Genomic DNA, 25,212 nt, shown 5'->3' with positions numbered 1-25,212 from the left:
CCACCATCACCGCGCCGCGGTCGCGGCGCACGGCCCGGCCGGGGCCCGACGCCGGGTTCGCGGTGCCCGCAGAACGTACGGGGGACACGGAGCCGTGTGCGCTACTGGACCGGGATGACGCCGGTCAGCCACTCGAAGACGCTCGGCACCATGTCCTTCCAGACGTCGCTGGAGTGCGGGCCGGTGGTCTCGACGACCTGGACGGTGGTGGGCGCCTTCGCCGCGGCGGCGATCGCCTGGCCGTCCTCGTAGCCGTCGCCCTTGTTGCCGGAGACGTACAGCGCGACCTTCGGCGGCTGGGCGGCGCCCTTCACGATGGTGACCGGGTTGTTGGCCTCGCGCAGCTTCGCGTCCTTGCCGACCAGCGAGTCGGCCTCCTTCGCCGGGTCGTTGTAGCCGGAGAGGCTGACCCCGGCCCGGTAGCGGTTCGGGTGGGCGAGCGACAGCTTCGAGGCGCAGTGGGCACCGGCCGAGTAGCCGGCGATCGCCCAGCGGTCGGCGGACGGGTCGGCCCGGAAGTTGTCCAGGATCATCTGCGGGACGTCCCGGGTCAGCCAGGTGTCCGCGTTGACCTTGCCCGGCACGTCGGTGCAGCCGGCGTCGGCGCGGTTGCCCAGCAGCAGGGTGCGCGGCGAGACCAGGATGAACGGGGCGACCTTGCCCTGCTGCATCAGCGGCTTCAGCTGCTCGGACACCTTGAGCGTGCCGTACCAGGTGGAGGAGGAGCCCGGGTAGCCGGGGATCAGCTCCACCACCGGGAACTTCCTGTCCTTGTGCGCCGGGTCGTTGTACTGCGGCGGCAGCCAGACCAGCACCTCGCCGTCGACGCCGGAAAGCTGACCCTTGAGGTCGGTCTTCTGGACGTCGTTCGGCACCTTCGGGTCGTCGACACCGCGGAACGCCTGCTGGACCTTGTTGGCCGGCGGGTGCGCGGCGTCGGCCGCCGGGGCACCGCCCCCGCCGCCGCCGGCCGGCGGTGCCGTGCTGCGGCCGCCCGCGGCCGCGTCGAGCGGCGGCACGGCGGGCACCGCGCGCACGTGGTTGCCGGTGCCCAGCAGGTCGTCCCAGTTGCCGTAGATGAGGTTGGCGTTGTTGACCATGACGAAGACCATGACCACGGCGGTGGCCTGGCAGAACACGATCATCGCCAGCCTGGACAGGACGCGCAGCGGCTCGGGTCCCCTGACCCGGCCCCAGAACCACATCGCCACCGCGATGGAGACCGGCACGAGGATGACCGTGCAGATGAAGAATGGCGTACCTGTCAGTTGCATGAAGTTCTCGTATCCGGGTTCGAAGCCGCCCGGGCCCCACTCGCCCGGAACGCCACCTCAATGACATCGGACGGCCTGGAACGGGGATCGGTTGCCGTCCGAATCTGTGTGAAACCTGAGAGGAACATCACGTTTCAGTGAAGTCCCTTTTTCGGGTCCGCCCCAGTCTGCCACCCTGGCAGGCTCTGCCCGGACGTCGTGCCCGGCGGGCTCCCGGGAATCCCCGGCAGGGCACGATACCGTCCGGACGGATCGCCCCGCCGGGCGAGGCGGTGCGAACGCGCGTCCACCGGGAAGCGAGACTATGGGGATGAGCACAACCCGCATGAGTCCCGTCCGCCGGCTCCGGCCCGGCGCCGCCGCCCTGGCCGTCCTGGCCCTGACGGTCGCCGTCGCCGGCTGCAGCAGCACCGGAGGCAGACGCGCCGAGGAGGCCCGCGCCAAGGCCTCGGCCGCCGCCGGCGGCGCCGTCACCACCCCGCGCTGGAAGGTCGCCATGGTGACCCACGCGGGCGCCGGCGACGCCTTCTGGGACACCGTGCGCAAGGGCGCCGAGCAGGCCGCGGCCAAGGACAACATCACCTTCCTGTACTCCAACGACGCGCAGACCCAGAACCAGGTCCAGCTCGTCCAGGCCGCCATCGACCAGAAGGTCGACGGCCTGCTGGTCACCCTCGCCAAGGGCGACGCGATGGCCGACGTGCTCGGCAAGGCCAGGGCCGCCGGCATCCCCGTGATCACCGTCAACTCCGGCCAGGAGTACTCCGCCAGGTTCGGCGCGCTCACCCACATCGGCCAGGACGAGACCACCGCCGGCCAGGCCGCCGGCGCCGAGCTGGCCGCCCGCGGCCGCAAGAACGTGCTCTGCGTCATCCACGAGCAGGGCAACGTCGGCCAGGAGCAGCGCTGCTCCGGCGCCCAGGGCCGGGCCGGCGGCGCCTTCCAGGTGCTCTACGTCGACGGCGTCAACATGCCCGACGCCCGCGCGGCGGTCTCCGCCAAGCTCCAGGCCGACCCGGCGATCGACACCGTGCTCACCCTCTCCGGCCCGATGGCCGCCACCGGGCTGCAGGCGATCCAGGACGCCCGGCGCCCGGTCGAGCTCGACACCTTCGACCTGGGCACGCAGGTGGTGTCCGGGCTCAAGGCGGGCACCGTCGGCTTCGCCGTCGACCAGCAGCCGTACCTCCAGGGCTACGAGGGCGTGGACCTGCTCTGGCTCTACCGCTACAACCTGAACATGCTCGGCGGCGGCAGGCCGGTGGCCACCGGACCGCAGATCCTCACCGGGGAGAACGCGGACGCGCTCGCCGAGTACGTGGCGAGGGGGACCAGGTGAGCACCCCGGACGTCCTCGTCCAGGAGCGCGCGCGCCCGGCCGCGCTGCGCCGGCTGGCCGGCCGCCCCGAGCTGGGCGCGCTGATCGCGGCCGCCGCCGTCTTCCTGGTCTTCGCCGTCGTCGCCGAGCCCTTCCTGCGGGTCTCCTCGCTGGGCACCGTGCTGTACGCGGCCTCCACCATCGGGATCATGGCGGTCCCGGTCGCACTGCTGATGATCGGCGGCGAGTTCGACCTCTCGGCCGGCGTCCTGGTCACCACCGCCGCGCTGACCTCGTCGATGGTCTCCTACCAGCTCACCGCGGTGACCTGGGTGGGCGTGCTGGTCTCGCTGGCCGTCACGCTGGCGGTCGGCCTGTTCAACGGCTGGATGCTCGCGCGTACCAGGCTGCCGAGCTTCATCGTCACCCTCGGCACCTTCCTGATGCTGACCGGCGCCAACCTCGGCGTGACCAAGCTGGTCTCCGGCACCGTCTCCACCAAGCCGATCTCGGACATGGAGGGCTTCGCCTCCTGCCGCTGGCTGTTCGCCTCGGAGGTCACCGTCGGCGGGCTGACGATCAAGGCCACCGTCTGGTGGTGGCTCGGCCTGCTGCTGGTCGGCAGCTGGGTGCTGCTGCGCACCCGGTTCGGCAACTGGGTCTTCGCGGTCGGCGGGGACGCCGCCGCGGCCCGTGCGGTCGGCGTCCCGGTCGCCCGGACGAAGACCGTGCTCTACCTCTTCGTCGGCTTCGGTGCCTGGGTGCTCGGCCAGCACCTGCTGTTCTCCTTCGACACCGTGCAGTCCGGCGAGGGCGTCGGCAACGAGCTGATCTACATCGTCGCGGCGGTGATCGGCGGCTGCCTGATCACCGGCGGCTACGGCTCGGTCGTCGGCTCCGCGCTGGGCGCGCTGATCTTCGGCATGGTCAGCAAGGGCATCATCTACGCCCAGTGGAACCCGGACTGGTTCAAGTTCTTCCTCGGTGCGATGCTGCTGCTCGCCGCCCTGCTCAACTCCCTGGTCAAGCGCCGCGCCGAACGGGGGCCCCGATGACCTCGCCGACCCCGGCCGCCCCGCCGGCCGAACTGCTCTCGCTGACCGGCGTGGGGAAGACCTACGGCACGGTCCGCGCCCTGGAGGACGTCTCGCTGACCCTGCGGGCCGGCGAGATCAGCTGCGTGCTCGGCGACAACGGCGCCGGGAAGTCCACCCTGATCAAGATCATTGCCGGGCTGCACCGCCACGACGAGGGCACCTTCACGGTGGCCGGCGAGGAGGTCCGCCTCGACTCCCCGCGCCAGGCCCTGGACCTCGGCATCGCCACCGTCTACCAGGACCTCGCCGTGGTGCCGCTGATGCCCGTCTGGCGGAACTTCTTCCTCGGCTCCGAGCAGGGGCGCAAGCGCTGGGGCGGGCTGCGGCTCGACGCCGACGGCATGCGCGCCACCACCCGGCGGGCGCTGGCCGACATGGGCATCGACCTGCCCGACGTCGACCGCCCGATCGGCACCCTGTCCGGCGGCCAGCGCCAGTGCGTGGCCATCGCGCGCGCCGTGCACTTCGGCGCCAGGGTGCTCATCCTGGACGAGCCGACCGCCGCGCTCGGCGTCAAGCAGTCCGGGGTGGTGCTCAAGTACGTCACCGCCGCCCGGGACGCCGGCCTCGGCGTCGTGCTGATCACCCACAACCCGCACCACGCGTACCTGGTCGGCGACCACTTCACGCTGCTGAAGCGGGGCCGGATGGCCGGCAGCCACCCCCGGGCGGAGATCGGCCTCGAACAGCTGACCACCGAGATGGCCGGCGGTTCCGACCTCGCCGAGCTCTCCCACGAGCTGGCCCGGCCCGCGGGCCCGGGCGCGGCCGACCCCACCCCCGACTCAGCAGAGGAGCGTCCGCAGCCGTGACCAGCCCCCACGGCGGCAACCGGCCGCCGGTCCTGCCCACCCTGCTCGGCCTCGGGCCGCGCGCCGAGCGCCGCCGCCGGGCACTGCCCGCCGGCCTGCTGCGGCTGCCGACCATCGGCGTCGACATCGGCGGCACCAAGGTGGTCGCGGGCGTGGTCGACGGCGAGGGCAAGGTCCTGGAGAAGCTGCGCACCGACACGCCCGACAAGTCCAAGAGCGCCAAGGTGGTCGAGGACGTCATCGTCGAGCTGGTGCTGGAGCTCGCCGACCGGCACGACGTCCACGCGGTCGGCATCGGCGCGGCCGGCTGGGTCGACGCCGACCGCTCCACGGTGCTGTTCGCCCCGCACCTCAACTGGCGGGGCGAACCGCTGCGGGACGCGCTCAGCGCCCGGCTGCGGTTCCCGGTGATCGTCGAGAACGACGCCAACGCCGCCGCCTGGGCCGAGTGGCGCTTCGGCGCCGGCCGCGGCGAGGAGCACATGGTGATGCTCACCCTCGGCACCGGCATCGGGGGCGCGGTCGTCCGCGACGGCTTCGTGGACCGGGGCAGGTACGGGCTGGCCGGGGAGTTCGGGCACATGCAGGTGGTGCCCGGCGGGCACCGCTGCCCGTGCGGAAACCGGGGCTGCTGGGAGCAGTACTCCTCCGGCAACGCACTGGTGCGCGACGCCCGCGAACTGGTCGCCGAGGAGTCCCCGGTCGTCCAGCCGCTGCTGGCCCGGGCGGGCGGCGCCGTCGAGTCCATCACCGGCCCGCTGGTCACCGAGGCCGCCCGGGCCGGCGACCCGACCGCCACCGAGCTGCTCTACGAGGTCGGCACCTGGCTCGGGGTCGGCATCGCCAACCTGGCCGCCGCCCTCGACCCGGGCCGCTTCGTCATCGGCGGCGGCGTCTCGGAGGCGGGCGACCTGCTGCTCGCCCCCGCCCGCGACACCTTCCGCCGCACCCTCACCGGCCGCGGCTTCCGCCCGGAGGCGGTCATCGTCCACGCCGCGCTCGGCAACGAGGCGGGCCTGGTCGGCGCCGCCGACCTGGCCCGCCAGGTCGCCCGCCGCTTCCGCACCATCAAGCGGCGCCGGGTGGAGCGCGCGGTGATCTAGGGCGTGTCCTGTGGACCACTGCCGGGTGCGCCGGGCGGCGGGCCGGCGTCAACTACCCGTTGGTAGTGCCGCGGCACTGTTGTCGGGGTCACGACTCCTGTGAAACAACGGAGTTGACGTCGACTCAGGAGGATTCCGGATGAGAGCCCTGGCCCGCATCGCCCCGCCGCTTCTGCTCGTCACCGCCCTGGTGTGGTCCACCGCCGGACCCGCCGGTGCGGCGCCGCCGCCGGCCAAGGTGCCCGAGGCGGTGGGCTGGGGCGGGGCGGTCGCCAGCGTCGACGCCGACGCCACGGCGGCCGGTATCGAGGTGCTGCGCAAGGGCGGCAACGCCGTGGACGCGGCGGTGGCGGTCGCGGCGGCGCTCGGGGTCACCGAGCCCTACTCGGCCGGCATCGGCGGCGGCGGGTACTTCGTCTACTACGACCACGCCACCGGCCGGGTGCACACCATCGACGGCCGCGAGACCGCCTCCCGCACCGCCGACGCCTCGCTGTTCCTGGAGGACGGCAAGCCGCTGCCCTTCGCCGACGCCGTCACCAGCGGGCTGTCGGTCGGCGTGCCCGGCTCCCCGGCCACCTGGGAGACCGCGGTCGGCCTCTGGGGCCGGCGCAGCTTCGGTGAGGCGCTCGAACCCGCCCGGCGGATCGCCGAGCGGGGCTTCACCGTCGACCAGACCTTCCAGGACCAGACCGCGCTCAACCAGGCCCGGTTCAAGGACTTCCCGGACACCGCGAAGCTCTTCCTGCCCGGCGGCGCGCTCCCGGCCGTCGGCTCCACCTTCCGCAACCCCGACCTCGCCGCCACCTACCGCCAGCTCGGCAAGGAGGGCACCGGCGCGCTCTACCGGGGCGCGATCGGCGAGGACATCGTCCGCACCCTGCAGCACCCCCCGGTCGACCCCGCCTCGGGCCGCGTCGCCCGCCCCGGCAAGGTGGACGCCACCGACCTGGCCGCCTACCGGGTGCGCCGTCAGCAGCCCACCCACGTCGCCTACCGGGACTACGACGTCTACTCGATCGCCCCGTCCAGCTCCGGCGGCACCACCGTCGGCGAGGCGCTCGGCATCCTGGAGGACGGCGACCTCGGCGGCTACGACGCCACCCAGTACTACCACCACTTCCTGGAGGCCTCGCGGCTCTCCTTCGCCGACCGCAACCGCTGGGTCGGCGACCCGGCGTTCAACGACGTGCCGGCCCGGGAACTGCTCTCCGCCCGCTTCGCGGCCTCCCGCGCCTGCCTGATCAGCCCCGACCGCGCGCTGACCAGCCCGGTCGCCCCCGGGGACCCGCGCAACCCCGCCGCCTGCCCGGACACCGCCCAGGCGCCCGCCGGCGAGCCCTACGAGGGCCTGAGCACCAGCCACCTCACCGTGGCCGACCGCTGGGGCAACGTCGTCTCCTACACCCTGACGCTCGAACAGACCGGCGGCAGCGGCATCACCGTCCCCGGCCGCGGCTTCCTGCTCAACAACGAGCTGACCGACTTCAGCTTCACCCCGCTGTTCCCCGGGGTGCCCGACCCCAACCTGCCCGGCCCCGGCAAGCGGCCGCGCTCCTCGCTCTCGCCGACCATCGTGCTGCGCGACGGCGAGCCCCTGCTGGCGGCCGGCTCGCCCGGCGGCGCGACCATCATCACCACCACCCTCCAGGTGCTGCTCGGCCGGCTGGACCGGGGGCTGAGCCTCGCGCAGGCGATCGACGCGCCGCGCGCCAGCCAGCGCAACACCGCCGCCACCCAGGCCGAGCCGGGCTTCCTGGCACTGCCCGAACGGGCCCGGCTGGAGGCGCTCGGCCACGTGTTCGCCAGTACGCCGGAGATCGGCGCGGCAACCGGCGTCGAGCGGCTGCCGGACGGCCGCTGGGTCGCCGCGGCCGAGGCGGTCCGGCGCGGCGGCGGCGCGGCGGCGGTGGTCCGGCCCGCGCCGTGAGGCCGGGCGGGACTGTCGGTGCCGTTCGGTAGATTCGGGGTGGGCGTCCTGGTGGGCGCCCACCCCTCCGTACCGAACCGCCACCGGGAAGGCCGCCCGCCGTGACCGTCCGCATCGCCACCTGGAACATCAACTCCGTCACCGCGCGGCTGCCCAAGCTCCTCGAATGGCTGGAGAGCGCCAAGCCCGACGTGCTCTGCCTCCAGGAGCTCAAGTGCGCCGCCGACGCCTTCCCGTACGAGCCCGTCCGCGAGCTGGGCTACGAGACGGCCGCGCACGGCAACGGCCGGTGGAACGGCGTGGCGATCGTCTCCCGGATCGGCCTCGACGACGTCGTCCGCGACCTGCCCGACCAGCCCGGCTACCTCGCCGACGACGCCCTCCTGCCCGACGTCGAGCCGCGCGCCGTCGCCGCCACCTGCGGCCCGGTCCGGGTCTGGTCGGTCTACGTGCCCAACGGCCGTGAGGTCGACCACGCCCACTACCGCTACAAGCTGGAGTGGCTGGAGGCGCTGCGCCGGGCCTCGCTGGAGGACGCGGCCGGCGAGCGCCCGTTCGCCGTCCTCGGCGACTTCAACATCGCCCCGACCGACGCCGACGTCTTCGACGTGGCCGCCTTCGAGGGCCTCACCCACGTCACCCCCGCCGAGCGGGCCGCGCTGGCCGCCCTCGACTCGGCCGGACTGCACGACGTGGTGCCCCGCCCGCTCAAGTACGACCGCCCCTACACCTACTGGGACTACCGCCAGCTGGCCTTCCCGAAGAACCGGGGCATGCGGATCGACCTCACCTACGCCAACAAGCCCTTCGTGGACGCCGTCACCGACAGTTACGTCGACCGTGAGGCGCGCAAGGGCAAGGGCACCTCGGACCACGCCCCGGTGGTCGTCGACCTGGACCTGTGAGGCCGCCGGGGGCGGCGGCGGGCGACCGCCGCTCCCCCGAACGGGTCAGAGCGGTGGCCGGGGGCGACGGCGGTGCCTAGCGTCGGTGAGTGACCGGGTGTAGTTGTTCGATCACGAGGGCATCCAAGTCCCCGGCTGCGCCCGAGAGAATCCCGGAGGTTCCGGCATGCGCCCCACGCGTACGGCCGCCGCCGCCCTGATCGGCGCGACGCTGCTGACCGGCCTGACGGCCCCCCTCGCGCTCGCCAACGGCGGCGCGGCCTCGGTCAGCCCGTCCCAGGCCGCACCGGGCCAGACCGTGACGGTCACGGTCGCCTGCGAGAAGTCCGACAAGCCCGAAGCCAAGACCATCACCGCGAACTCCCCGGCCTTCGAGGGCGGCCCGGCCACCCTCACGCTCGGCTCGGACGGCCGGCACACCGGCTCCGCCCGGCTGGCGGACCACGGCGGCGGGGACAAGAAGGTCGACGGGACCTGCCCGGACGGTGCCGGGTTCACCACCAACGTCACGGTGACCACGGTCTCGGTGTCCACCTCCGGGGGCTCCGCCGGGGCCGCCGGGGCCGGTGGGGCCGCGGGCTCCGCGCCCTCGGGCCTGGGTGGGTGGAGCGAGGCCGCCGGGGAGTGGGCCGGTTCGCTCGGGCAGTCCGGTGCCGGGAGCCAGCAGGTGGGCCCGCACGGTGCGGTGAACACCGGCCTGGGCGGCTCGATCGAGGCCGACCCGGTGGAGCTGGCCGGCGGCGCGCTGCTGGTCGTGGGCGGCGTGGGCGGCTTCTGGCTGCTGCGCCGGCGGGCGGGCGCCGGATCCGCCTGAGGGACCGCCCCGCGGGCGCGACCCGCGGACGGTGCCGCCGGACCGAACGTCCGGCGGCACCGTCGTGCGGCGGCACCGTCGTGCCCGCGGTCCCGCGGACGGGTGCCGCCGGGCTGTCGTGTTCGTCGTGGGCCGTCCGCCCGCCGGAACCCCGTCCGGGCGTCGCCCCGGCGCCTGGCGGTCCTCCGGCCCTCCGCGCGCGGCTGATGGTGGTCAGGCGGTGGTGGGCGTGTCGGTGGGGCGCGTGGCGGGGGGCGTCGGTGCGTGTTCCGCCCGGGCGGCGTCGGCCCGCAGGGCGCCGCTCGCCAGCAGGTACTGCGCCAGGAGGTACGTCGCCATGATCCAGAACTCGTGGCCGGGCAGCTCGCGCCACTTGGCCAGCTTGGTGGCGATCAGGGTGTCCGAGAGCAGGAACAGCGCCCCGCCCAGCCCGGCGCGCGGGCCCAGCCCGGCCGAGGCGACCGCCGTCGAGGCGAGCAGCAGGCTGTATCCGGCCACCGGGATCCGCAGGTCCCCGAGATCCGGCCAGAGCCGGCCCACCACGGTCACCCAGGCCGTCGCGTAGGCCGCCGCGACCACCAGCGCGCGCCGGCGGTCGGTCAGCGCGCCCTGGCCGACGAACATCGTCACGTAGCAGACGTGCGCCGCCGCGAACGAGCCCATGCCGGCCAGGAACGCGGTCTCGTCGCCGAGCTGGAGCAGCACGTCCCCGCCCGCGCTCAGCAGCAGTGCCGGGGCGAGCAGCCGCGGCGCCCGCCGGCCCGCCTCGGCCGCCCTGGTGACGCTGTGCGCGGCCAGCAGTGGCATCAGGGCGGGCTTGGTGGCGTGCCGCAGCGGCTGCGTCCCGGTCAGCAGCGCGCCCAGGTGGGCCGCGGAGGTGGCGGCGAAGCCGGTGAACAGGGCGGAGGCCGGGCGCAGCCGACCGCCGAGAACGGTGCGGGTGGTCGTACGGATGCTCATGCGGCGGTGTCCTCCGGGTCGATGGGGGAGCGGGGCGGCGGGGCGGACGGCCCGGGCCGGGCGCGACCGGCGGCCTGCCCGGGGCCCGGAGGAAATTGTTACCGGTGCGTAGACCGGACGGTCCCACCGGGGTGACACGTCGCCGGGCCGGCACCCGCCCGGGCGGCGCGCCGGTGCTCCGGGCACGGGCCGTCCGGCGCGCGGCCGGATGTCGCCGCGAGTCGTCCGGCTGCCAGCGTCGGCCGCGCCCAGCGTCTAGTCTGGTCCCCGACATGAAGCAGCAGGAGTACGCGACCGGCGCCGCACGGACGGCCGGTGGCACGGCGGACGGGCGCACGGGCGGGGCGGGGCTGAGCACCACCGGCGCCGTCCTCGCCGTACTCCGGACCGGGCCCGCGGATCCGGACGCGGCGCTCCCGCCGGCCCCGGCCGCCCCGCCCGCCCCTCCGTCCGCCCCGCCCGTCCCTCCGGCCGGACCGGATGTGCCGGTCGGCCCGGCCGCCGCGCCCGTGGCGGGAGCTGACGGTCCGCAGGCCGGGGCGCTCTCGCCCGATCCCGGGCTGCTGCGGCTCGCGCGCTGGTTCGCCGAGGCCGACCCCGGCACCGCCGACGACCTCTGTGCCGCCTCCTTCGGCCTCTATCCGGCCCGTCACTTCGGCGCGCCCACCGTGCCGGTGCCGGTCCCGGCCGGCCCGGTCCGGACCGTGCCGGTCCAGCCCGGTCCGTTCACGGCGGGGCAGGGCGCGGAGGTCAGCTGGTGGCACGGCCCCACCGCGCACACGCCCGCCCCGGCCCGGGCCCGCGAACCGCGCGCCGCCGGTGGTCTGCGGCGGGCCCGCCGGGACGCCGCCGCGCTGCCCGTCGTCCTCTCGGGCGCCAAGCCGGGCCGGCCGGGCCGGCACCGGAAGCCGGAACTCTCCCGGGCCGCGTCCGTCGTTCCGCAGGATCGTTCCGGCGCCACCACCGCCGCCGAACGCCGGATCGCGGCCCGGCTGCTGCTGGCGCACCCGCTGGTCACCGCCTCCGGACCGCACGCCGACGGGTTCCCGCTGATCCGCCGTCACCGCGACTGGCTCACCGAGCGCTTCGACTCCCTGCTCGGCTACCGCCTGGTGGTCGGCCCCTGGCACGCCCGTCTGCACAAGGCGGGCCCGGGCCCCGGCGCCGCCCGCCGCCTCGAACACCCCGTCACCGGCGCCCGGTTCACCCCCGGCGGCTACGCGCAGCTCGCCCTGGCCCTGGCGCTGCTCGTCGACGCGCCGGAGCGGCTCCCGCTGGGGCGGCTGCTGGCCGCGATGCGCGCCGCCGACCCCGGTCCGGCCGTCCCGGCCGCAGGGGGCCCCGCCCCGGCCGCCGCGCACCGGGCGGACCTCGCCATGGCGCTCGCGGTCCTCGCGGACTGGCAGGTGCTGGCCGGCCTCCCCGCCGAGCTCCCCGCCGACCGCTCTGCGGAGTCTGTGGCCGACCCCTCGGCCGAGCTGGCCGGGGACCGCGCGGACGCCGCCGGAGCCGGCGTCCTGACGGTCGACCGGGAGCTCGCCCGCGCCGTCCCGGCCGGCCCGCCCGCGCTCGCCGACGACGCCGCCGATCTCGTCCGCCGCGCCGCCGCGGCCGGGCCCGGCACCGCCGTCCGCCGGCGCCTCGCCGAGAACCCGGCCGTGCTGACCACCGACCTCACCGAGGAGCAGCGCGCCTGGCTGCGGGAGCACCGGCACTCCGGCCCCGCCGCGCTCGCCGAGTTCCTCGGCCTGGAGGTGGAACAGCGGGCCGAGGGCGTCGCCCTCCTCGACCCGGCCGAGGAGCTCACCGACCTCGCCCTGTCCGGTTCCGGGACCGCCGCCCAGGCAGCCCTGCTGCTGGTCGAGCGGCTGGTGGAGGAGGTCCGGCCGCTGCCCGGCGAGGACGCCGGCGGTGACGTGCCCGTCCCGGACGCCCTGATAGACGGCGTGCTGGGCGACATCGCGGACGAGTACGGCCTGCCCGCCGGCTGGCGCCGCGACTACCTGGCCGACCGCACCGCGCTGCGCCGCGACGCCCTCGACCTGCTCCACCGCATGGGCCTGATCACCCCCGCCCCGCGGGGCACCCGCCCCCCGGGCTGGCTCCTGCGCGCCCCCGCCGCCCGCTACGCCCCGGCTCCCGACCTGCTGCCCGCGCCGGGCACCGGCCGCCACTCCCGCCCCGGTCCGGAGGCCGCCCGCTCGCTCTGAGGGGTGCCGGTCCGGCCGCTCCGCCCCCCGGGGCGCCGGCCTCGGGTACGGGGGCCGCGGGTACAGGAGAGGCCCGCAGCCGATCCGGTGATCGGGCGGGCCGTGGAGGGGCGGGCGGGGCTACTTCCGGACGACGGCCGTGGCGGTCGCGACGGTGCCGTGCCGGACGGTCTCGACGGTGGCCCCGACGCCCAGGGTGCCCAGGGCGACGGAGGAGACGACGGCGACGCAGGCCAGGAAGCGGCGGTGGCGCTGGGGCAGGGGGAAGCGCGGATCCTGGAGGGTCGCCGGAGGGTTGGCGTTCATGCCAGGGAGGTTTCCAGGGCGGCGTTAACGATCGCTACGTGCGGGTGAAGTCCGGATGGGAGCTGGGCGTCAGCTTGGGCGACATGTGCAATGCCGCAGGTCAAACCACCCCTGGGGGTGATCCGAAGACCACCCCCAGGGCACCGCCCTCACCCGTTCGGCGGACGCCGGTTGCCCCGGCGGGCATCGGCCAGCGCCTCGCCGACGGCGACCCGGACGGCGTCCCGCAGGCCGTACGCGGGGTGGAAGCGGGAGGGTCCGGCGGCCGGGTCGGAGCGCAGCTCCTTCACCAGGGCGACGCAGAGCATCAGCATCACCCCGACGAAGGGCAGCGCGACCAGGATGGTGGCGTTCTGCAGGGCGGTGAGCCCGCCGGCCAGCAGCAGTGCGGCGGCTACCCCGCCCATCAGGACGCCCCAGACGACCACCAGCCAGGTCCGCGGGTGCAGCGAGCCGCGGCTGGAGAGCGAGCCGAGCACGAGCGAGGCGGAGTCGGCACTGGTGATGAAGAAGGTCATCACCAGCAGCACCGCGATCACACTGGTCACCGCACCGGCCGGGAGCGAGCGCAGCATCTCGAAGAGCGAGGCCTCGGCACCCTGGGGGATGGTCTCGACGAGGTCGGCGGCGCCGGTGCTGTCCAGCCGGATCGCGGTGCCGCCCATCACGCAGAACCAGACGACGGTGGCCCCGCTGGGCACCAGCAGCACGCCGACCAGGAACTGCCGCACCGTGCGGCCGCGCGAGATGCGGGCGATGAAGGTGCCGACGAACGGTGCCCAGGAGAGCCACCAGGCCCAGTAGAAGATGGTCCAGCTGCCGAGCCAGTTCTCGTCGGTGAAGGCGCCGGTCTGGGTGGCCATCGGGAGCAGGTCGGAGAGGTAGCCGCCGACCGTCGAGGGGATCGCGTCCAGCACGAAGACGGTCGGGCCGACCACGAAGACGAAGACCATGATCAGCGAGGCCAGCACGACGTTCGCGGTGGAGAGCCACTTGACGCCCTTGTGCACGCCGGAGAAGGCGGAGAGCACGAAGGCGGCGCTCAGCGCGCCGATGATGACCAGCTGGGTGGTCTCGGTGTTCTCGACGTCGGTGACGTAGCCGAGGCCGTCGGCCACCTGGAGGGCGCCGAGGCCCAGGCTGGTCGCGGAGCCGAAGACGGTCGCGAACACGGCGAGCAGGTCGATGGCCCGGCCCGCCCAGCCGTTCGCCCCCTGCTCGCCGATCAGCGGGACGAAGGCGGCGGAGATCCGGTTGCCCCGGCCCTTGCGGAAGGTGGTGTAGGCGAGCGCCAGGCCGCCGATCGCGTAGATCGCCCAGGGGTGCAGGGTCCAGTGGAAGAGCGAGAACTCCAGTGCCTGCTGGGCGGCGGCCGCCGACTGCGGTTCGAGTCCGGAGCCGGGCTGCGGGGCGGCGAACAGCTGGAGCGGCTCGCCGACGCCGTAGAACATCAGGCCGATGCCCATGCCGGCGCTGAACATCATCGCGACCCAGGCGAGGGTGGAGAACTCCGGTTCGTCGTCGTCGCGCCCGAGCCGGATCCGGCCGAACCGGCTGAAGGCGAGCAGGACGGTCAGGGCCAGGAAGACGTCGGCGGCGACCACGAAGAGCCAGCCGAAGTTGTGCAGCACCCAGCCGAGGGCGGTGCTGGAGGTCCGGCCGAGGGAGTCCTCGGCGAAGACGCCCCAGGCGACGACCCCGAGCACCGCGACCGCGCCGACCCCGAACACCACCCGGTCGACGGGGAGGGTGGCGGCGGGTTCGTCCGGCGGCTCGTGGGGCTGACTGGTCATGGAGGAACCTCTCGCGGCGTGCGGGCGGACGGACAACATGCGTCGACGACATGATCGAAAAAGGGATGCATGTCGTACTATGTCCAGTTCCCGTGGGGAGAGCCGGGAGGGCACGCCGGGGAGCCCCGACCTGAGGGGGCGTCAGGCAGGACGGGTCGCGCGGGCCGGTCAGGCGGCCGCGTACCGGGGCGACGGCGGTCCGGCGGCGTCCAGGTAGCCGGCCAAGGCCCGCCGGCTGCGGGTCAGCTCGGCGATCCGCGTGTCGAGTTCGGCCAGCTCGCCGCGGAGCGTGCCGAGCAGGTCGGGGCAGGCCTCCAGGGCGGGGATCGGGCCGGTCGCGCAGGGGAGGACGGTCGCGATGACCCTGGTGGACAGACCCGCGGCCAGCAGGCTCCGGATCTGCCGCACCCGGATCGTGTCGCCCTCGTCGTACTCGCGGTAGCCGCCGGCCGAGCGGGCGGGTTCGAGCAGGCCCTGTTCCTCGTAGTACCGCAGCAGGCGGCTGGACACCCCGGTCAGCCGGGCGAGTTCTCCGATGCGCATGACCGGTCGAACGCCGCCGTCCGGTGGGGTGTTCCCGTCGGACGGCGGGGCCGGTCAGGCCGCGGCGGGCAGGGCGGAACCGGCGGGGCGGCCGGTGGTGGGGCCGGTGGGGGTGTCACCGAGGGGTTCGCCGGCCGGGTCGGCGGCGGGAGCGGCCAGGAAACCCAGCATCAGGTCCCGGAGCGCGGCGGGCCGCTCCACCACCGGCAGGTGGCCGCTCCTCAGTCCGGCCCACCGGGCGCCGGGGATGCCGTCGGCCAGGATCCGGTGCTGCTCGGGCGGGACCAGCGCGTCCTCGGTGGTGGAGACGACCAGGGTCGGCACGTGCACCCGGGACAGTTCGGCGCGCACGTCGGCGCGGCCGGCGAGCTCGAACTGCCAGCGGAAGCCCGCCGGAACGGGCGTGCCGGCCAGGGCGGCGCGCAGCCCGGCGAGCCGGTCGGCCGGCAGCGACTCCAGCCAGGTCCGGCCGAACCCCGCGGTCAGCAGCCGGTCGGCCAGGCGCCCGGGCCGCGGCGCGAGGGAGACGAGGTGCTCGGACAGCGCCCGGAGCCGCCGCGAGCCGCCCGCGACCCCGGCGATCAGCAGCAGGGAACGGACCCGTCCGGGGTGGCGGGTGGCGATCCGGACGGCGACGGCCGCGCCCAGCGAGTAGCCGGCCAGGTCGAAGCCGCCCAGCCCGGCCGCGTCGGCGGCGGCCACCAGCCGGTCGGCCAGTTCGTCGAGCGAGTGGGGCTCGCCGGGTTCGTCGGGGCTGTCGCCGGAGCCCGGGTAGTCGGGGGCGACCACGGTGCGGTGGGCGGCGAGGTCGCCGAGCAGCGGGCCCCAGTTCTCGGCGGCGCTGCCGCCGGCGCCGTGGGCGAGCAGCAGCCCCGGGCCGCTGCCCAGGACGGTGACGGCGAGGGGTGCGGCGGGGGAGGGGGAGACGGGGGAGGCGGTCATGGCGGTGCTCCTGGTCCGGGTGCGGAAGGTGGGCCGGGCGGCCCGTCCCCGCACGGTAGGAGGTGACACCGGTGAGAAGGTCAAGACCGCCGGGCCCCGCGAACGCCTGACGCGGCGTCACCGGCGGGCCTATGATCCGGGACGTGACCGGGGGATTCCGCGCTGTGACGCCCACCGGGCGGCCCGCGGCTGCGGCGGGCGCCGCCCGGGCCCGCCGCGTCCCGCCGGTGCGCGGCCGTTGTCGCTGTCGCTGAGCCCGTACCGCCTCCTCGCGACCGCCCGCCATGCCACGATCCCCCATCGAACGGGAGTGCGCCCATGTCCGCCCAGATCCCCTCGGAAGCCGCCTACGACCGGCTCCGCCGCCGCCAGTGGCTGGCCGGCGAGGCCCGCGCCGACGGCATCGAGCGCCGCGACCTGCTGCGCCTGCTCGCCTCGGCCGGAGCCGTGGCCGCCCTGCCGGCCGGCGCCCTGGCCGGGGCGCAGCGGGCGTCCGCCGCCCCGGCCCCGGCGGCCGGCCCGCCCGGGCCCGCCGGTGGCGCGACACCGGCCGCCGGACCGGTGCCCGGGATCGTCAAGCCGCTGCCCGCCGAGTGGTTCGTGCCGCGCGGGACCAACGCCGAGATGCGGTTCGACGCGCTGCGCGGCGGAGCGGACGGCGGCCCCGTCGGCCGGCACGTCCCGGTGGAACGGTTCTTCGTCCGCAACCACACCAGCACCCCGCTGATCGACGCCGCGGACTGGCGGTTGCGGATCTTCGGCGCCGGACTGCGCGGCGCCCCGACGGCCGGGCAGCCGGTGGAGTTCTCCCTCGACGACCTGCGCGGCCTGCCCTCGCACTCGATCGGCGCGCTGATCGAGTGCGCCGGCAACGGCCGCAGCTTCTACGCGAGCCAGCAGCACCGGACCGTGCCCGGCACCCAGTGGACGCTCGGCGGCATCGGCTCGGCCCGCTGGCGGGGCGTCCGGCTGGCGGAGGTGCTGCGCCGGGCGGGCCTGACGGCGGACGCGGTGGACGTGATGCCCGCCGGCCTCGACCCGGAGCCCGTCGTCAACGGCGTGAACCTCGGCCGGGTGCGCCGGCCGCTGCCGGTCGCCAAGGCGCTGGACGACGTGCTGCTCGCCTACGAGATGAACGGCGAGCCGCTGACGCCCGACCACGGCGCGCCGGTGCGGGTGGTGGTGCCGGGCTGGGTCGGGATCGCCTCGGTCAAGTGGGTCGGCACGGTCGAGGTGGCGGACCGGCCGCTGTACTCGCCCTGGAACACCGACTCCTACCGCCTCTTCGGCCCCGACTACCCGCCCGGCGGCAGCGCGCCGCTCACCACCCAGGTGGTGAAGAGCGCCTTCGAGCTGGCCCGCGACGCCGTCCTCCCGGCCGGCCGCACCCAGCACCTGCACGGCCGCTCGTGGTCCGGCGCGGCGCCGGTCCGCCGGGTGGAGGTGTCGGTCGACGGCGGCCGGCGCTGGCGGCGCGCCGAACTGCGCGACGAGCCGCGGCCCGGCAACTGGACGCGCTGGACCTTCGACTGGCGCCCGGAGCGCCCCGGCCCGTACGAGCTGCGGGCGCGCGCGACCGACCGCCGGGGCAACACCCAGCCCGAGGTGTCGCTGTTCAACCGCGAGGGCTACCTGTTCGACGCGGTGGTGGTGCACCCGGTGACCGTGGGCTGAGCCGCCCGGGTGCCCGCCCGGCCGGCCCGCTCACGCGCTGGACGGGACCTCGTACGGGGCCGGGTAGTCGGCCTCGTAGGGGGTCAGCACCAGCCGCACCACGTCCTCCAGCCGCCGTCGGGCGTCGCCGAGCGTGGTGCGGCCGGTCACCCAGGCGGTCAGCTCGCCCTGCCAGGCGTGGCCGACGATGTGCCGCACCAGGTCGCTCGCGGCGGCCGGCACCTCGTCGGCCATCACCGCCTGGAGCGCCGTGCTGTCGGCACGGGCCATGCCCTGCAGCGCCTCGCTGGCGAAGGGGTCGGTGGAGGCGGCGACGGCCACCCGCAGACGGGCCAGCTCCGGCTGGCGCTGGTAGGCCCGCATGCCGCCGCGGACGAACCGCACCACCCGGTCGGTGGCGCCCAGGCCCGCGCGCGGTCCGCGCAGCTCCGCCACCAGGTCCGCGAGCAGCAGCCGTTGCCACTCGGCGATCGCCGCCGCCAGCAGGTGGTCCTTGGAGGAGAAGTAGCGGTACGCCGTCCCGAGGGCGACTCCGGACCGCTCGCAGACCTGCTTCATCTGCAGTCGTTCGACGCCGATCTCGTTCACCAGGGCGAGCGCCGCCGCGATCAGGCCCTCGCGGCGTTCGAGCTGACGCGGAGACATCGCCTCCACCGGCCTTGGTGACAGGTCAACCTTGGTCACCCGCACCATGATACGGGCCGGGGCCGCTCAGGAATATGACGCCGACCGGCCGCCCTGCGTTCGCCGCCCGGCCACCGGGCGGTGGGCGGGCGGCGGACCGGGGGCGCACGGGGGGCGGATCCGGGGGCGGAGCGGCCCCCGCGGGCGGCTCAGCGCGGCGTGACCAGGCGTTCGCGGATCAGCGCCTCCTGGACGGCGGAGGCGACCAGTCGGCCCGCTCGGTCGTAGAACTCGCCCAGGGCCAGCCCGCGGCCGTCCGAGGAGGACGGGCTGCGCTGCGCGAACAGCAGCCACTCGTCGGCCCGGAAGGGCCGGTGGAACCACATCGCGTGGTCCAGCGAGGCCATCAGCAGCCGGGGCGGCTCGTTGCGCTGGAAGAAGTTCGGCTGGACGTGCAGCCCGGCCGTCGAGGCGAGGGTGAGGTCCGAGAGGTAGGTGAGCGCGCAGACGTGCAGCAGCGGGTCGTCGGCGGGCAGCGGCGTGCCGGTGCGCAGCCAGACGAACTGCTGCGGCATGCCCGGCACGGCCGGTGGCACGCCCGGCGCGTCCGAGGGGACGAAGCGCAGCTCCAGCGCGCCGAAGCCGCTGTCGGACAGGGCCGCGCGGGCGGCGTCGTCCCAGAGCGAGAAGGCGTCCGGCAGGTCCTCGGGGCCGGGCAGCCGCGGGACCTCCCGGTGCCGGTCGGCGGCGGGCTCGGGGCGTTTGAAGGACGCGGAGAGGGTGAAGACGGCCTCGCCGCCCTGGACGGCCGTCACCCGCCGGGTGGCGTAGGAGGTGCCCTGGCGCACCCGGTCGACCCGGTAGTCGAGCGGGCGGGTCGGGTCGCCGGCCACCAGGAAGTAGCCGTGCAGCGAGTGCACCGAGCGGTCCTCGCCGATCGTCCGTCCGGCGGCCACCAGGGCCTGCGCGGCGACCTGCCCGCCGAACGCGCGCATCGGCGCCCCGGCGTGGCAGTGGCCGCGGAACGTGTTCTCGTCGAGGCGCTCGATCCGCAGCAGTTCGGCGAACGGGCCGACCGTGTCGGTGGCCCGTCCGTCCTGTTCGGTCAGCTCTGTCACGGGCCCATAGTGGCAGACCCGGACCGCCGGTCGGTGTGACCTGGACAACCCCACCGGGTGAACAAGTTTGCTAGAACGTGTTCCAGAAGATCGACGCGGGAGGAGGCCGGCCGGCCCGCCGCCGCCCCCTGAGCGGCCCGTTGTCAGTGCCCTGACCTAACGTGCTCGGCATGTCGCAATCCGCACACGCGTACGCCTATCTGCGTCCGTCCGCCGTCGTCGACGCCGGGGCCGGGCGCAGCCTCGCCCTGGAGACCTCCGGCGGTGCCGGCCCGCTCGGGACGGCCGCCCATCCGCGCTTCTTCGCGGGCTTCCTGGCCGAGCCCGCGCCGGCCGCCGCCGCGCTGCTCGCCGTCGCCGACGTGGCCGCCGCCCGCTACTACCAGCCGCAGCTGCGCGCCTCGCTCGACCCGGTGGTCACCGCCAACGGCGACCGGCTCCGGTTCGAGTCCTTCTCCGGCTGCTGCGGCGTCTACGCCCGCCTCGACGTGCTCGCCGCCGGCCTGGACGGCGACGAGATCGGCCACGGCACCACCAACGTGGACGTCAACAACCCGCTGCGCGAGGCACTCACCCGGATCGGCCGCGCCGAGCCGCTGCACCTCGCCGTCGGCCCGGACGCGCTGGAGGTCACCACCTTCGACGGCCCGGTCGTCGAGAAGAAGGTCCCGCTGCCCGAGCGCTGGCTGCGCGGCTTCGCCGAGACCCAGGTCACCGCGGCCGGCTTCGACCTGCGGGCCGAGCTGCCCGCCGCCGAGGCGGTCCGGTTCCTGCGCTCGCTGCCGCGGGGCGGCGGCCGGGCCGGTGCCCGGGTGGCCCAGTGGGTGGTGCCGGCCGGGCGGACCCTGCGGCCGACCACCCGCCCGGTGCCCGGCGCGGTCTGCCTGCCCGGACCGGAGCGGCTGGCCGCCCTGCAGCGGGTGCTGCGGCACGCGCTGGCGCTGCGGATCTACGGCCCGCCGGTCACCGCGGACGGCGCCCCGGCGGCCTCCGCCTGGGAGGTCGAGCTGCCCGGGATGCGGCTGACCCTGACCCTCTCGCCGGACGCCTCCCGGGGCTTCAGCGGCGAGGGCGGGGTGCTCGGCGCCCTGGCCACCGGCACCGCCGGGCCGGACGCCGACCTGGTCGCGGCGCTGCTCGCCTGGGAGCCCCGGATCGAGGTCGCCGAGCTCGCCGAGCAGGCCGGGATCACCCCGGCCCGGGTGCGGGCCGCGCTCACCCGGCTCGGCACCGCCGGACAGATCGGGTACGACGTCGCGGAGGCCGCGTACTTCCACCGGCAGCTCCCGTACGACACGGGGCGGGCGGAGGCGGCCAACCCGCGGCTGAGGGCCGCCCGGGCGCTGGTCGCGGCCGGTGCGGTCCGGCTGGAGGAGGGCGGTGCGACGGCCCTCGTCACGGTGGACGACCACGTCCAGCGGGTGCGCACGGACACGGGCGGCGAGGCCGGCTGTACCTGCCTCTGGTGGGCGAAGTACCGGGGCGGGCGCGGGCCGTGCAAGCACGTGCTGGCGGTCGGGATGGTCCGTGCGGAGCGGGCCGCGGAAGCGGGACGGGCAGCAGGAGCGGCAGCGGACGCCGGAGTGCGGGAGGGCACGCGATGAGCACCGGGACCAGGAGCACGACGGAGCCCGCGCAGGGGCTGACGGAGGCGTGCCGGGCGCTGCTGGCGGCCGTCGGGGAGGGGGACGCGGGCCGGGTGCCGGGCCTGCTGGCCGCCCTCGGACCGGCCGAGCGGCGCTCGTGCGTCCCGGCGCTCAAGGAGCTGCGCCGGGACAACCGCAGCAAGTGGCACCGGGAGGCCGAGCGGCGGATGACGGCGGTGCTGGTGGCGGGGGCGGGCTGCCACCCCGGCGCGGCCGGCGCGGCCACCTGGATCGGGTCCCGGGACTTCACCGGTGCCCGGGCCCGTCACCCCGCGCTGGCCGACGTCGTCGAGGCCCAGCCGGAGGAGTGGCAGATCGAGGTGGTCGGCCGGCTCGCCGCCAAGCGCGGCTCCGGCTGGAACGACGCCCTGTACCCGCTGATCGAGCGGGTGGTCCGGCGCACCGGTTGCACCGTGCCGGCCTCCGACGACTTCACCCTCTCCTGGCTGCGCTCGGCGGCCGGGGCGGAGAGGGGTCGGCGGGGGACCCCCGACACCCTGCTGGAGCGGTTGCGCAGGGACCCCTTCACCCCGGCCCTGCTGCCCAGGGTGTTCGAACTCGAAAACGTGGCCTGGCACCTGGACCTGACCTACACCACCCGTTCGGGTGACAGCTGGCCGGCGGCGATCGCCGGGATCGCCGGGCCGGGGCCCGACGGGGCGGCACTCTTCGGGCGGGACGAGCTGATCGACCTCTGCCTCGGCCGGCTGGTGCGCGGCGGCCGGCCGGGCGACCAGAAGGCCTTCCTCGGCGTGCTCGCGGCGCTCGCGCCCACCCCGCCGGAGTACGCGGCCCGGGTGCGCGACCTGCTGGCGCTGCTCGACGGGATCCCGGCGGTGGCCGGCCATGCCCAGCAGGTGCTCACGGAGCTGGACGAGGCGGGGCTGGTCGAGCCCGAGGTCGTCACCGAGGCCTCCGTGGTGGTGCTGTTCCGCAGCGAGAAGAAGCTGGTCAGGGCCCAGCTCGGCTGGCTGGAGCAGGCCGCGCGGCGCTCCCCGGAGCGGTCCGGCCCGGTCGCCCTGGCCGCCGCCGAGGCCTTCGGCCACCCCGACACCACCATCCAGGAGCGGGCGCTCAACGTGGTCGCCCGCCGGCTGAAGGCGGCCGGCGGGGCGGTGCTGCCGGAGCTCCGGCTCGCCGCCGAGGCGCTCAACCCCGTCCACCACCCCCGGGCGGGCGAGCTGTTCGGCGCGCCGGTGGGCGAGTCGGGGGACGGCGACACGGCGTGGGACGAGCTGCTGCCGCCCGCCCCGGTGCCCGCGCCGCTCGGCGAGCCGATCGCCACCCCGGTGGAGGTGGCGGAGGAGCTCTCCTCGCTGCTGGTCGGCGGGGAGACGGGCGTCGCGCAGTTCGAGCGCGTCCTGGACGGCCTGGTCCGGCACACCCACCGCGACCGCGCGGCGCTCGCCGAGGCGCTGGAGCCGGTGCTGCGGGTGCACCGCTGGCAGAACGTCGGCCGGTGGCGGGACTGCGGCCCGGGCGACGTGCTGTACGTCGCGGCGGCGGTGGCCGGTCAGGCCGACGTGCGGGGCCTGGTGTTCCGCACGAAGGGCCCGCACCCGCTGCTCGGCGGGGAGACCACCACCTACGGGACGGTGCTGGCCGCCCGGCTCGCCGAGGCGGCCGTACGGCTCGGGATCCCCGGTGACTGCCCGCCGCTGCTGCTGGCCACGCCGACCGACGCCTCCGGGGCGATCGCCCCGGAGGTGCTGGTCGGGCGGCTGGCGGAGTACGAGGCGGCGGGCGTGGCGGCCGGTCCGGCCGACCTCAACGCCGCGCTGCTGCGGGTCGCGCCGACGACGGACCCGGCGGTGCTGGCGGCGGCCGACCGGCTGACCAGGCCGGCCGGGCGGTGGGCGGCCGTGTGGCTGCGCGAGGGCGGGGTGCCCGCCCAGTCCTCGGAGCGGGTGCTCTTCGCGCCCGGCCGGGACCCCGGCCGCCGCAACGCCTGGGCGCGCTGGTGGGAGGAGCTGAAGCGGCTCACGGTCGCGCAGAAGGGCGGCACCACCGGCCCGGCCGGTCCGGCGGGCGAGCAGCTCGACAAGCACTTCCGGGTGCTGCTGGACGCCACCGAGCCGAGCGTGAACCGGATCCGCGCGCAGAGCCGGTGGCCCTGGTCGCCCACCGCGCACTGGTCGGCGATGCTGCCGCACCACCGGGAGGAACAGGCGGCCCGCTGGCTGGACTGGTTCGCCGCCTCGGCGGACCAGGAGCAGCGCGGCGCCGCCGGGATGCTGGTCGTCCTCGCCGAGGCCGGCGGCCCGGCGGGGCTGGCGCTCCACCTGGCGCTCGCCTACTGCCTGGGTGCCCGTTACCCGGAGGACCGCACCGCCGCGGTGGACGCCCTGCTGGTCCTCGCCGCCCGCGGCGACCTGGACGGCGCGCTGCTCGGGCGGGAGCTGGGCGAGCTGGTGGGCCACGGCACGGTCAAGCCCAACCGCCTCGCGGACTCCCTGGCCACCGCGGCCGGGACCGGCGCGTACCGGACGGTCTGGTCGGTGCTGGCCACCGCCCTCCCGCCGCTGCTCGCCGGGGAGGCGCCGCGCGGCACCGTGGACCTCGTCGCGGTCGCGGCCGAGGCCGCCCGCCGCTGCGGTGCCCGCGGCCCGCTGCCGGAGGTCACGGCGACCGCCGGGCGCCCGGGTGCCGGCCGTCTGGTCAAGGAGGCGCGCGCCCTGCGGGACACCCTGGCCGCTCCCTGAGCACGGGGCCCCGGGGACGGGGGCCTGACCACCGGCCCCGGATGCCGGCCGCCGGGCGTCCGCGCCCCGGACCGCATCCGGATCGCGCCCCGTCCCCGGTCCGTCCCGCCCCCCCGGGGATCCTGCGGGGCGGGCCCGGGGCGGGGCGCGCATTTTTGAGAACGCTCGTTCTTGACCGATCGTTCTTCAACTCGTAGAGTCCTGCCCATGGGAAGACCACGCGCCTTCGACGAGGAGCAGGCAGTACGTGCGGCGGCGGAGCTGTTCGCCGTCCACGGGTACGAGGGGACCTCGGTGGACGATCTCGTCACCGGGCTCGGTGTGCACCGGGGGAGCCTCTACAAGGTGTTCGGCAGCAAGCGCGGCCTCTACCTCGCCGCGCTGCGCCGCCACCTCGACGAGGAGGTGCTGCCGCTCGCGGTGGCGCTGGGGGAGGCCGACGGCCTCGCCGCCCTGCTGGCCCGGGCGGTCGGCGCCTTCGACGGCGGACCGGCCGCCGGCCTGCTGCTCTCCGCAGCCGTCGAACGGGCCGGGAGCGACCCGGACGTCGGCGCCCTGGTCGCGGAGGGGATGGCCGCGCTCGACGCCGCGGTCGAACGGGTCCGCGGCACCGGGCCGGACGGGGCGCCGGACGGGGGGCCCGGTACCGCCGGGGTGCTCACCGCGACCGTGCTGGGCCTGCGGCTCCGGGCCCGCGCCGGTCTCGGCGGGCCGCCTCCCGGAGCGGTGCTCGCCTTCGCCGAGCGCGTCGGCTGACCCGCGACCACCGCCTCCGCCACCACCTGCTCGGCCACCACCTGCGCGGCGAGCACCTGCGCCGCGACCGCCCGTACCGCGACCGCCCGTACCGCGGGCACCCTCGCCGGACGTACCACCACCACCGCACGCCCATCAGCCGGAGGAGACAGTTCCATGGCCCGTGTCAGCATCACCGACCAGACCCTCGTCGTGGAGATCGAGGGCCTCGACCGGCTCTGGGCGGTCCGCAGCCGGATCGAGATCCCGCTCGGCAACGTCCGGGGCGCCACCGTCGACCCCGGGATCCTCCGCGAGCCCAAGGGGATCAAGGTCGGTGGCACGCACTTCCCCGGGGTGATCACCGCCGGCACCTTCCGCTCGGGCGGCGAGTGGGTCTTCTGGGACGTCAAGAACGCCGCCCGGGCCGTCGTGATCGAGCTCGCCGACGAGCGCTACAGCCGGCTGATCGTCGAGGTCGAGGACCCGCGCGCCACCGTCGACCTCGTGGAACACGCCAAGCGCCCCGTCTGACCGCCGGTACCCCTGCCGGGTGGGCACCGCGGCCCCGTGCGCCCGCGCCCGTGGTCTCGAAGTCGGCGGCGTTCTACCTGCGCGGCATGGACGGCGACACCAAGGCCGACGGCAGCAAGCGCTCCGCCACCTTCACGGGCATCGCCGGCAACACCATCAAGGACAGCAACCC

The 25,212-nt window shown here is 75.8% G+C and carries 21 protein-coding genes; 13 read left to right on the top strand and 8 right to left on the bottom strand.

What is annotated here, in order from left to right:
- Nucleotides 1–101: 101 nt before the first annotated feature.
- On the bottom strand, nucleotides 102–1,274 hold the full coding sequence (locus ACFCX4_RS17655; protein WP_376143353.1) for an alpha/beta hydrolase: 1,173 nt from the start codon (nucleotides 1,272–1,274) through the stop codon (nucleotides 102–104).
- Nucleotides 1,275–1,584: 310 nt separating this feature from the next.
- On the opposite strand from ACFCX4_RS17655, the gene ACFCX4_RS17650 reads away from it, so the two are divergent.
- From ACFCX4_RS17650 to ACFCX4_RS17620, 7 genes are all read left to right on the top strand, one after another.
- Complete coding sequence (locus ACFCX4_RS17650; RefSeq protein ID WP_376143351.1) at nucleotides 1,585–2,613, top strand: sugar ABC transporter substrate-binding protein; 1,029 nt, start codon at nucleotides 1,585–1,587, stop codon at nucleotides 2,611–2,613.
- Nucleotides 2,610–3,647, top strand: coding sequence for an ABC transporter permease (locus ACFCX4_RS17645; protein WP_376143349.1), 1,038 nt, complete (start codon nucleotides 2,610–2,612; stop codon nucleotides 3,645–3,647). Before ACFCX4_RS17650 ends, ACFCX4_RS17645 begins: the two co-directional genes overlap by 4 nt.
- Nucleotides 3,644–4,501, top strand: a complete 858-nt coding sequence (locus ACFCX4_RS17640) for an ATP-binding cassette domain-containing protein (RefSeq protein ID WP_376143348.1) — start codon at nucleotides 3,644–3,646, stop codon at nucleotides 4,499–4,501. The genes ACFCX4_RS17645 and ACFCX4_RS17640 overlap by 4 nt, the downstream gene beginning before the upstream one ends.
- Nucleotides 4,498–5,604: an ROK family glucokinase gene (locus tag ACFCX4_RS17635; RefSeq protein ID WP_376143346.1), complete on the top strand. Its 1,107-nt coding sequence runs from the start codon at nucleotides 4,498–4,500 to the stop codon at nucleotides 5,602–5,604. The genes ACFCX4_RS17640 and ACFCX4_RS17635 overlap by 4 nt, the downstream gene beginning before the upstream one ends.
- Before the next feature lie 139 nt (nucleotides 5,605–5,743).
- Complete coding sequence (gene ggt / locus ACFCX4_RS17630; protein ID WP_376143344.1) at nucleotides 5,744–7,534, top strand: gamma-glutamyltransferase; 1,791 nt, start codon at nucleotides 5,744–5,746, stop codon at nucleotides 7,532–7,534.
- Nucleotides 7,535–7,635: 101 nt separating this feature from the next.
- On the top strand, nucleotides 7,636–8,439 hold the full coding sequence (locus ACFCX4_RS17625) for an exodeoxyribonuclease III (protein WP_376143342.1): 804 nt from the start codon (nucleotides 7,636–7,638) through the stop codon (nucleotides 8,437–8,439).
- Between the two features lie 166 nt (nucleotides 8,440–8,605).
- Nucleotides 8,606–9,253, top strand: a complete 648-nt coding sequence (locus tag ACFCX4_RS17620) for a hypothetical protein (RefSeq protein ID WP_376143340.1) — start codon at nucleotides 8,606–8,608, stop codon at nucleotides 9,251–9,253.
- Between the two features lie 213 nt (nucleotides 9,254–9,466).
- Here ACFCX4_RS17620 and ACFCX4_RS17615 read toward each other — a convergent pair whose 3' ends face one another.
- On the bottom strand, nucleotides 9,467–10,213 hold the full coding sequence (locus ACFCX4_RS17615; RefSeq protein WP_376143339.1) for a lysoplasmalogenase: 747 nt from the start codon (nucleotides 10,211–10,213) through the stop codon (nucleotides 9,467–9,469).
- Between the two features lie 272 nt (nucleotides 10,214–10,485).
- Between ACFCX4_RS17615 and ACFCX4_RS17610 the strand changes: the two genes are divergently transcribed.
- Entirely contained in the window at nucleotides 10,486–12,423 is a 1,938-nt protein-coding gene (locus ACFCX4_RS17610) for a DUF2398 family protein (RefSeq protein ID WP_376143337.1), read from the top strand.
- A 120-nt stretch (nucleotides 12,424–12,543) separates the two neighbouring features.
- On the opposite strand, the gene ACFCX4_RS17605 is transcribed toward ACFCX4_RS17610, so the two are convergent.
- From ACFCX4_RS17605 to ACFCX4_RS17590, 4 genes are all read right to left on the bottom strand, one after another.
- Nucleotides 12,544–12,729: a hypothetical protein gene (locus tag ACFCX4_RS17605; RefSeq protein ID WP_376143335.1), complete on the bottom strand. Its 186-nt coding sequence runs from the start codon at nucleotides 12,727–12,729 to the stop codon at nucleotides 12,544–12,546.
- A gap of 149 nt (nucleotides 12,730–12,878) precedes the next feature.
- The gene (locus ACFCX4_RS17600) at nucleotides 12,879–14,522 is read right to left on the bottom strand and encodes a BCCT family transporter (RefSeq protein WP_376143333.1); all 1,644 of its coding nucleotides are present in this window, start codon (nucleotides 14,520–14,522) and stop codon (nucleotides 12,879–12,881) included.
- A 168-nt stretch (nucleotides 14,523–14,690) separates the two neighbouring features.
- A complete protein-coding gene (locus ACFCX4_RS17595; RefSeq protein WP_376143331.1) occupies nucleotides 14,691–15,065 on the bottom strand; it encodes a MerR family transcriptional regulator in 375 nt (124 codons plus the stop codon).
- A 54-nt stretch (nucleotides 15,066–15,119) separates the two neighbouring features.
- Nucleotides 15,120–16,007 carry an alpha/beta fold hydrolase gene (locus ACFCX4_RS17590; protein ID WP_376143329.1) on the bottom strand — a complete coding sequence of 296 codons (888 nt, stop codon included), beginning with the start codon at nucleotides 16,005–16,007 and terminating at the stop codon, nucleotides 15,120–15,122.
- A gap of 318 nt (nucleotides 16,008–16,325) precedes the next feature.
- Between ACFCX4_RS17590 and ACFCX4_RS17585 the strand changes: the two genes are divergently transcribed.
- Nucleotides 16,326–17,681, top strand: a complete 1,356-nt coding sequence (locus tag ACFCX4_RS17585) for a sulfite oxidase (RefSeq protein WP_376143327.1) — start codon at nucleotides 16,326–16,328, stop codon at nucleotides 17,679–17,681.
- A 30-nt stretch (nucleotides 17,682–17,711) separates the two neighbouring features.
- Here the strand turns inward: ACFCX4_RS17585 and ACFCX4_RS17580 are convergent, their stop codons facing one another.
- Together ACFCX4_RS17580 and ACFCX4_RS17575 are read right to left on the bottom strand one after the other, a co-directional pair.
- Complete coding sequence (locus ACFCX4_RS17580) at nucleotides 17,712–18,365, bottom strand: TetR/AcrR family transcriptional regulator (protein ID WP_376143325.1); 654 nt, start codon at nucleotides 18,363–18,365, stop codon at nucleotides 17,712–17,714.
- Between the two features lie 149 nt (nucleotides 18,366–18,514).
- A complete protein-coding gene (locus tag ACFCX4_RS17575) occupies nucleotides 18,515–19,423 on the bottom strand; it encodes an acyl-CoA thioesterase (RefSeq protein ID WP_376143323.1) in 909 nt (302 codons plus the stop codon).
- Between the two features lie 170 nt (nucleotides 19,424–19,593).
- On the opposite strand from ACFCX4_RS17575, the gene ACFCX4_RS17570 reads away from it, so the two are divergent.
- The 4 genes from ACFCX4_RS17570 to ACFCX4_RS17555 all read left to right on the top strand — a co-directional run bounded on the left by ACFCX4_RS17570 (nucleotide 19,594) and on the right by ACFCX4_RS17555 (nucleotide 25,040).
- On the top strand, nucleotides 19,594–21,027 hold the full coding sequence (locus ACFCX4_RS17570; RefSeq protein ID WP_376143320.1) for an SWIM zinc finger family protein: 1,434 nt from the start codon (nucleotides 19,594–19,596) through the stop codon (nucleotides 21,025–21,027).
- A complete protein-coding gene (locus tag ACFCX4_RS17565; protein WP_376143318.1) occupies nucleotides 21,024–23,771 on the top strand; it encodes a hypothetical protein in 2,748 nt (915 codons plus the stop codon). Before ACFCX4_RS17570 ends, ACFCX4_RS17565 begins: the two co-directional genes overlap by 4 nt.
- 207 nt (nucleotides 23,772–23,978) lie before the next feature.
- On the top strand, nucleotides 23,979–24,527 hold the full coding sequence (locus ACFCX4_RS17560; protein WP_376143316.1) for a TetR/AcrR family transcriptional regulator: 549 nt from the start codon (nucleotides 23,979–23,981) through the stop codon (nucleotides 24,525–24,527).
- 156 nt (nucleotides 24,528–24,683) lie between these two features.
- Nucleotides 24,684–25,040: a hypothetical protein gene (locus ACFCX4_RS17555; protein ID WP_376143314.1), complete on the top strand. Its 357-nt coding sequence runs from the start codon at nucleotides 24,684–24,686 to the stop codon at nucleotides 25,038–25,040.
- Nucleotides 25,041–25,212: the final 172 nt, after the last annotated feature.

The organism is Kitasatospora sp. NPDC056327, from assembly GCF_042261735.1.
Classification (GTDB): Bacteria; Actinomycetota; Actinomycetes; order Streptomycetales; family Streptomycetaceae; genus Kitasatospora.
The sequence above is the reverse complement of the archived record's forward strand: the minus strand, read 5'-3'. Positions and strand labels throughout refer to the sequence as shown.

Bases quoted from the DNA above. Each gene is read 5' to 3' on its own strand.
- ACFCX4_RS17620 (WP_376143340.1), top strand. From the start codon at position 8,606: ATGCGCCCCACGCGTACGGCCGCCGCCGCCCTGATCGGCGCGACGCTG.
- ACFCX4_RS17650 (WP_376143351.1), top strand. From the start codon at position 1,585: ATGAGCACAACCCGCATGAGTCCCGTCCGCCGGCTCCGGCCCGGCGCC.
- ggt (WP_376143344.1), top strand. From the start codon at position 5,744: ATGAGAGCCCTGGCCCGCATCGCCCCGCCGCTTCTGCTCGTCACCGCC.
- ACFCX4_RS17565 (WP_376143318.1), top strand. From the start codon at position 21,024: ATGAGCACCGGGACCAGGAGCACGACGGAGCCCGCGCAGGGGCTGACG.
- ACFCX4_RS17555 (WP_376143314.1), top strand. From the start codon at position 24,684: ATGGCCCGTGTCAGCATCACCGACCAGACCCTCGTCGTGGAGATCGAG.
- ACFCX4_RS17640 (WP_376143348.1), top strand. From the start codon at position 3,644: ATGACCTCGCCGACCCCGGCCGCCCCGCCGGCCGAACTGCTCTCGCTG.
- ACFCX4_RS17595 (WP_376143331.1), bottom strand. From the start codon at position 15,065: ATGCGCATCGGAGAACTCGCCCGGCTGACCGGGGTGTCCAGCCGCCTG.
- ACFCX4_RS17655 (WP_376143353.1), bottom strand. From the start codon at position 1,274: ATGCAACTGACAGGTACGCCATTCTTCATCTGCACGGTCATCCTCGTG.
- ACFCX4_RS17600 (WP_376143333.1), bottom strand. From the start codon at position 14,522: ATGACCAGTCAGCCCCACGAGCCGCCGGACGAACCCGCCGCCACCCTC.
- ACFCX4_RS17610 (WP_376143337.1), top strand. From the start codon at position 10,486: ATGAAGCAGCAGGAGTACGCGACCGGCGCCGCACGGACGGCCGGTGGC.
- ACFCX4_RS17605 (WP_376143335.1), bottom strand. From the start codon at position 12,729: ATGAACGCCAACCCTCCGGCGACCCTCCAGGATCCGCGCTTCCCCCTG.
- ACFCX4_RS17590 (WP_376143329.1), bottom strand. From the start codon at position 16,007: ATGACCGCCTCCCCCGTCTCCCCCTCCCCCGCCGCACCCCTCGCCGTC.
- ACFCX4_RS17560 (WP_376143316.1), top strand. From the start codon at position 23,979: ATGGGAAGACCACGCGCCTTCGACGAGGAGCAGGCAGTACGTGCGGCG.
- ACFCX4_RS17570 (WP_376143320.1), top strand. From the start codon at position 19,594: ATGTCGCAATCCGCACACGCGTACGCCTATCTGCGTCCGTCCGCCGTC.
- ACFCX4_RS17585 (WP_376143327.1), top strand. From the start codon at position 16,326: ATGTCCGCCCAGATCCCCTCGGAAGCCGCCTACGACCGGCTCCGCCGC.
- ACFCX4_RS17615 (WP_376143339.1), bottom strand. From the start codon at position 10,213: ATGAGCATCCGTACGACCACCCGCACCGTTCTCGGCGGTCGGCTGCGC.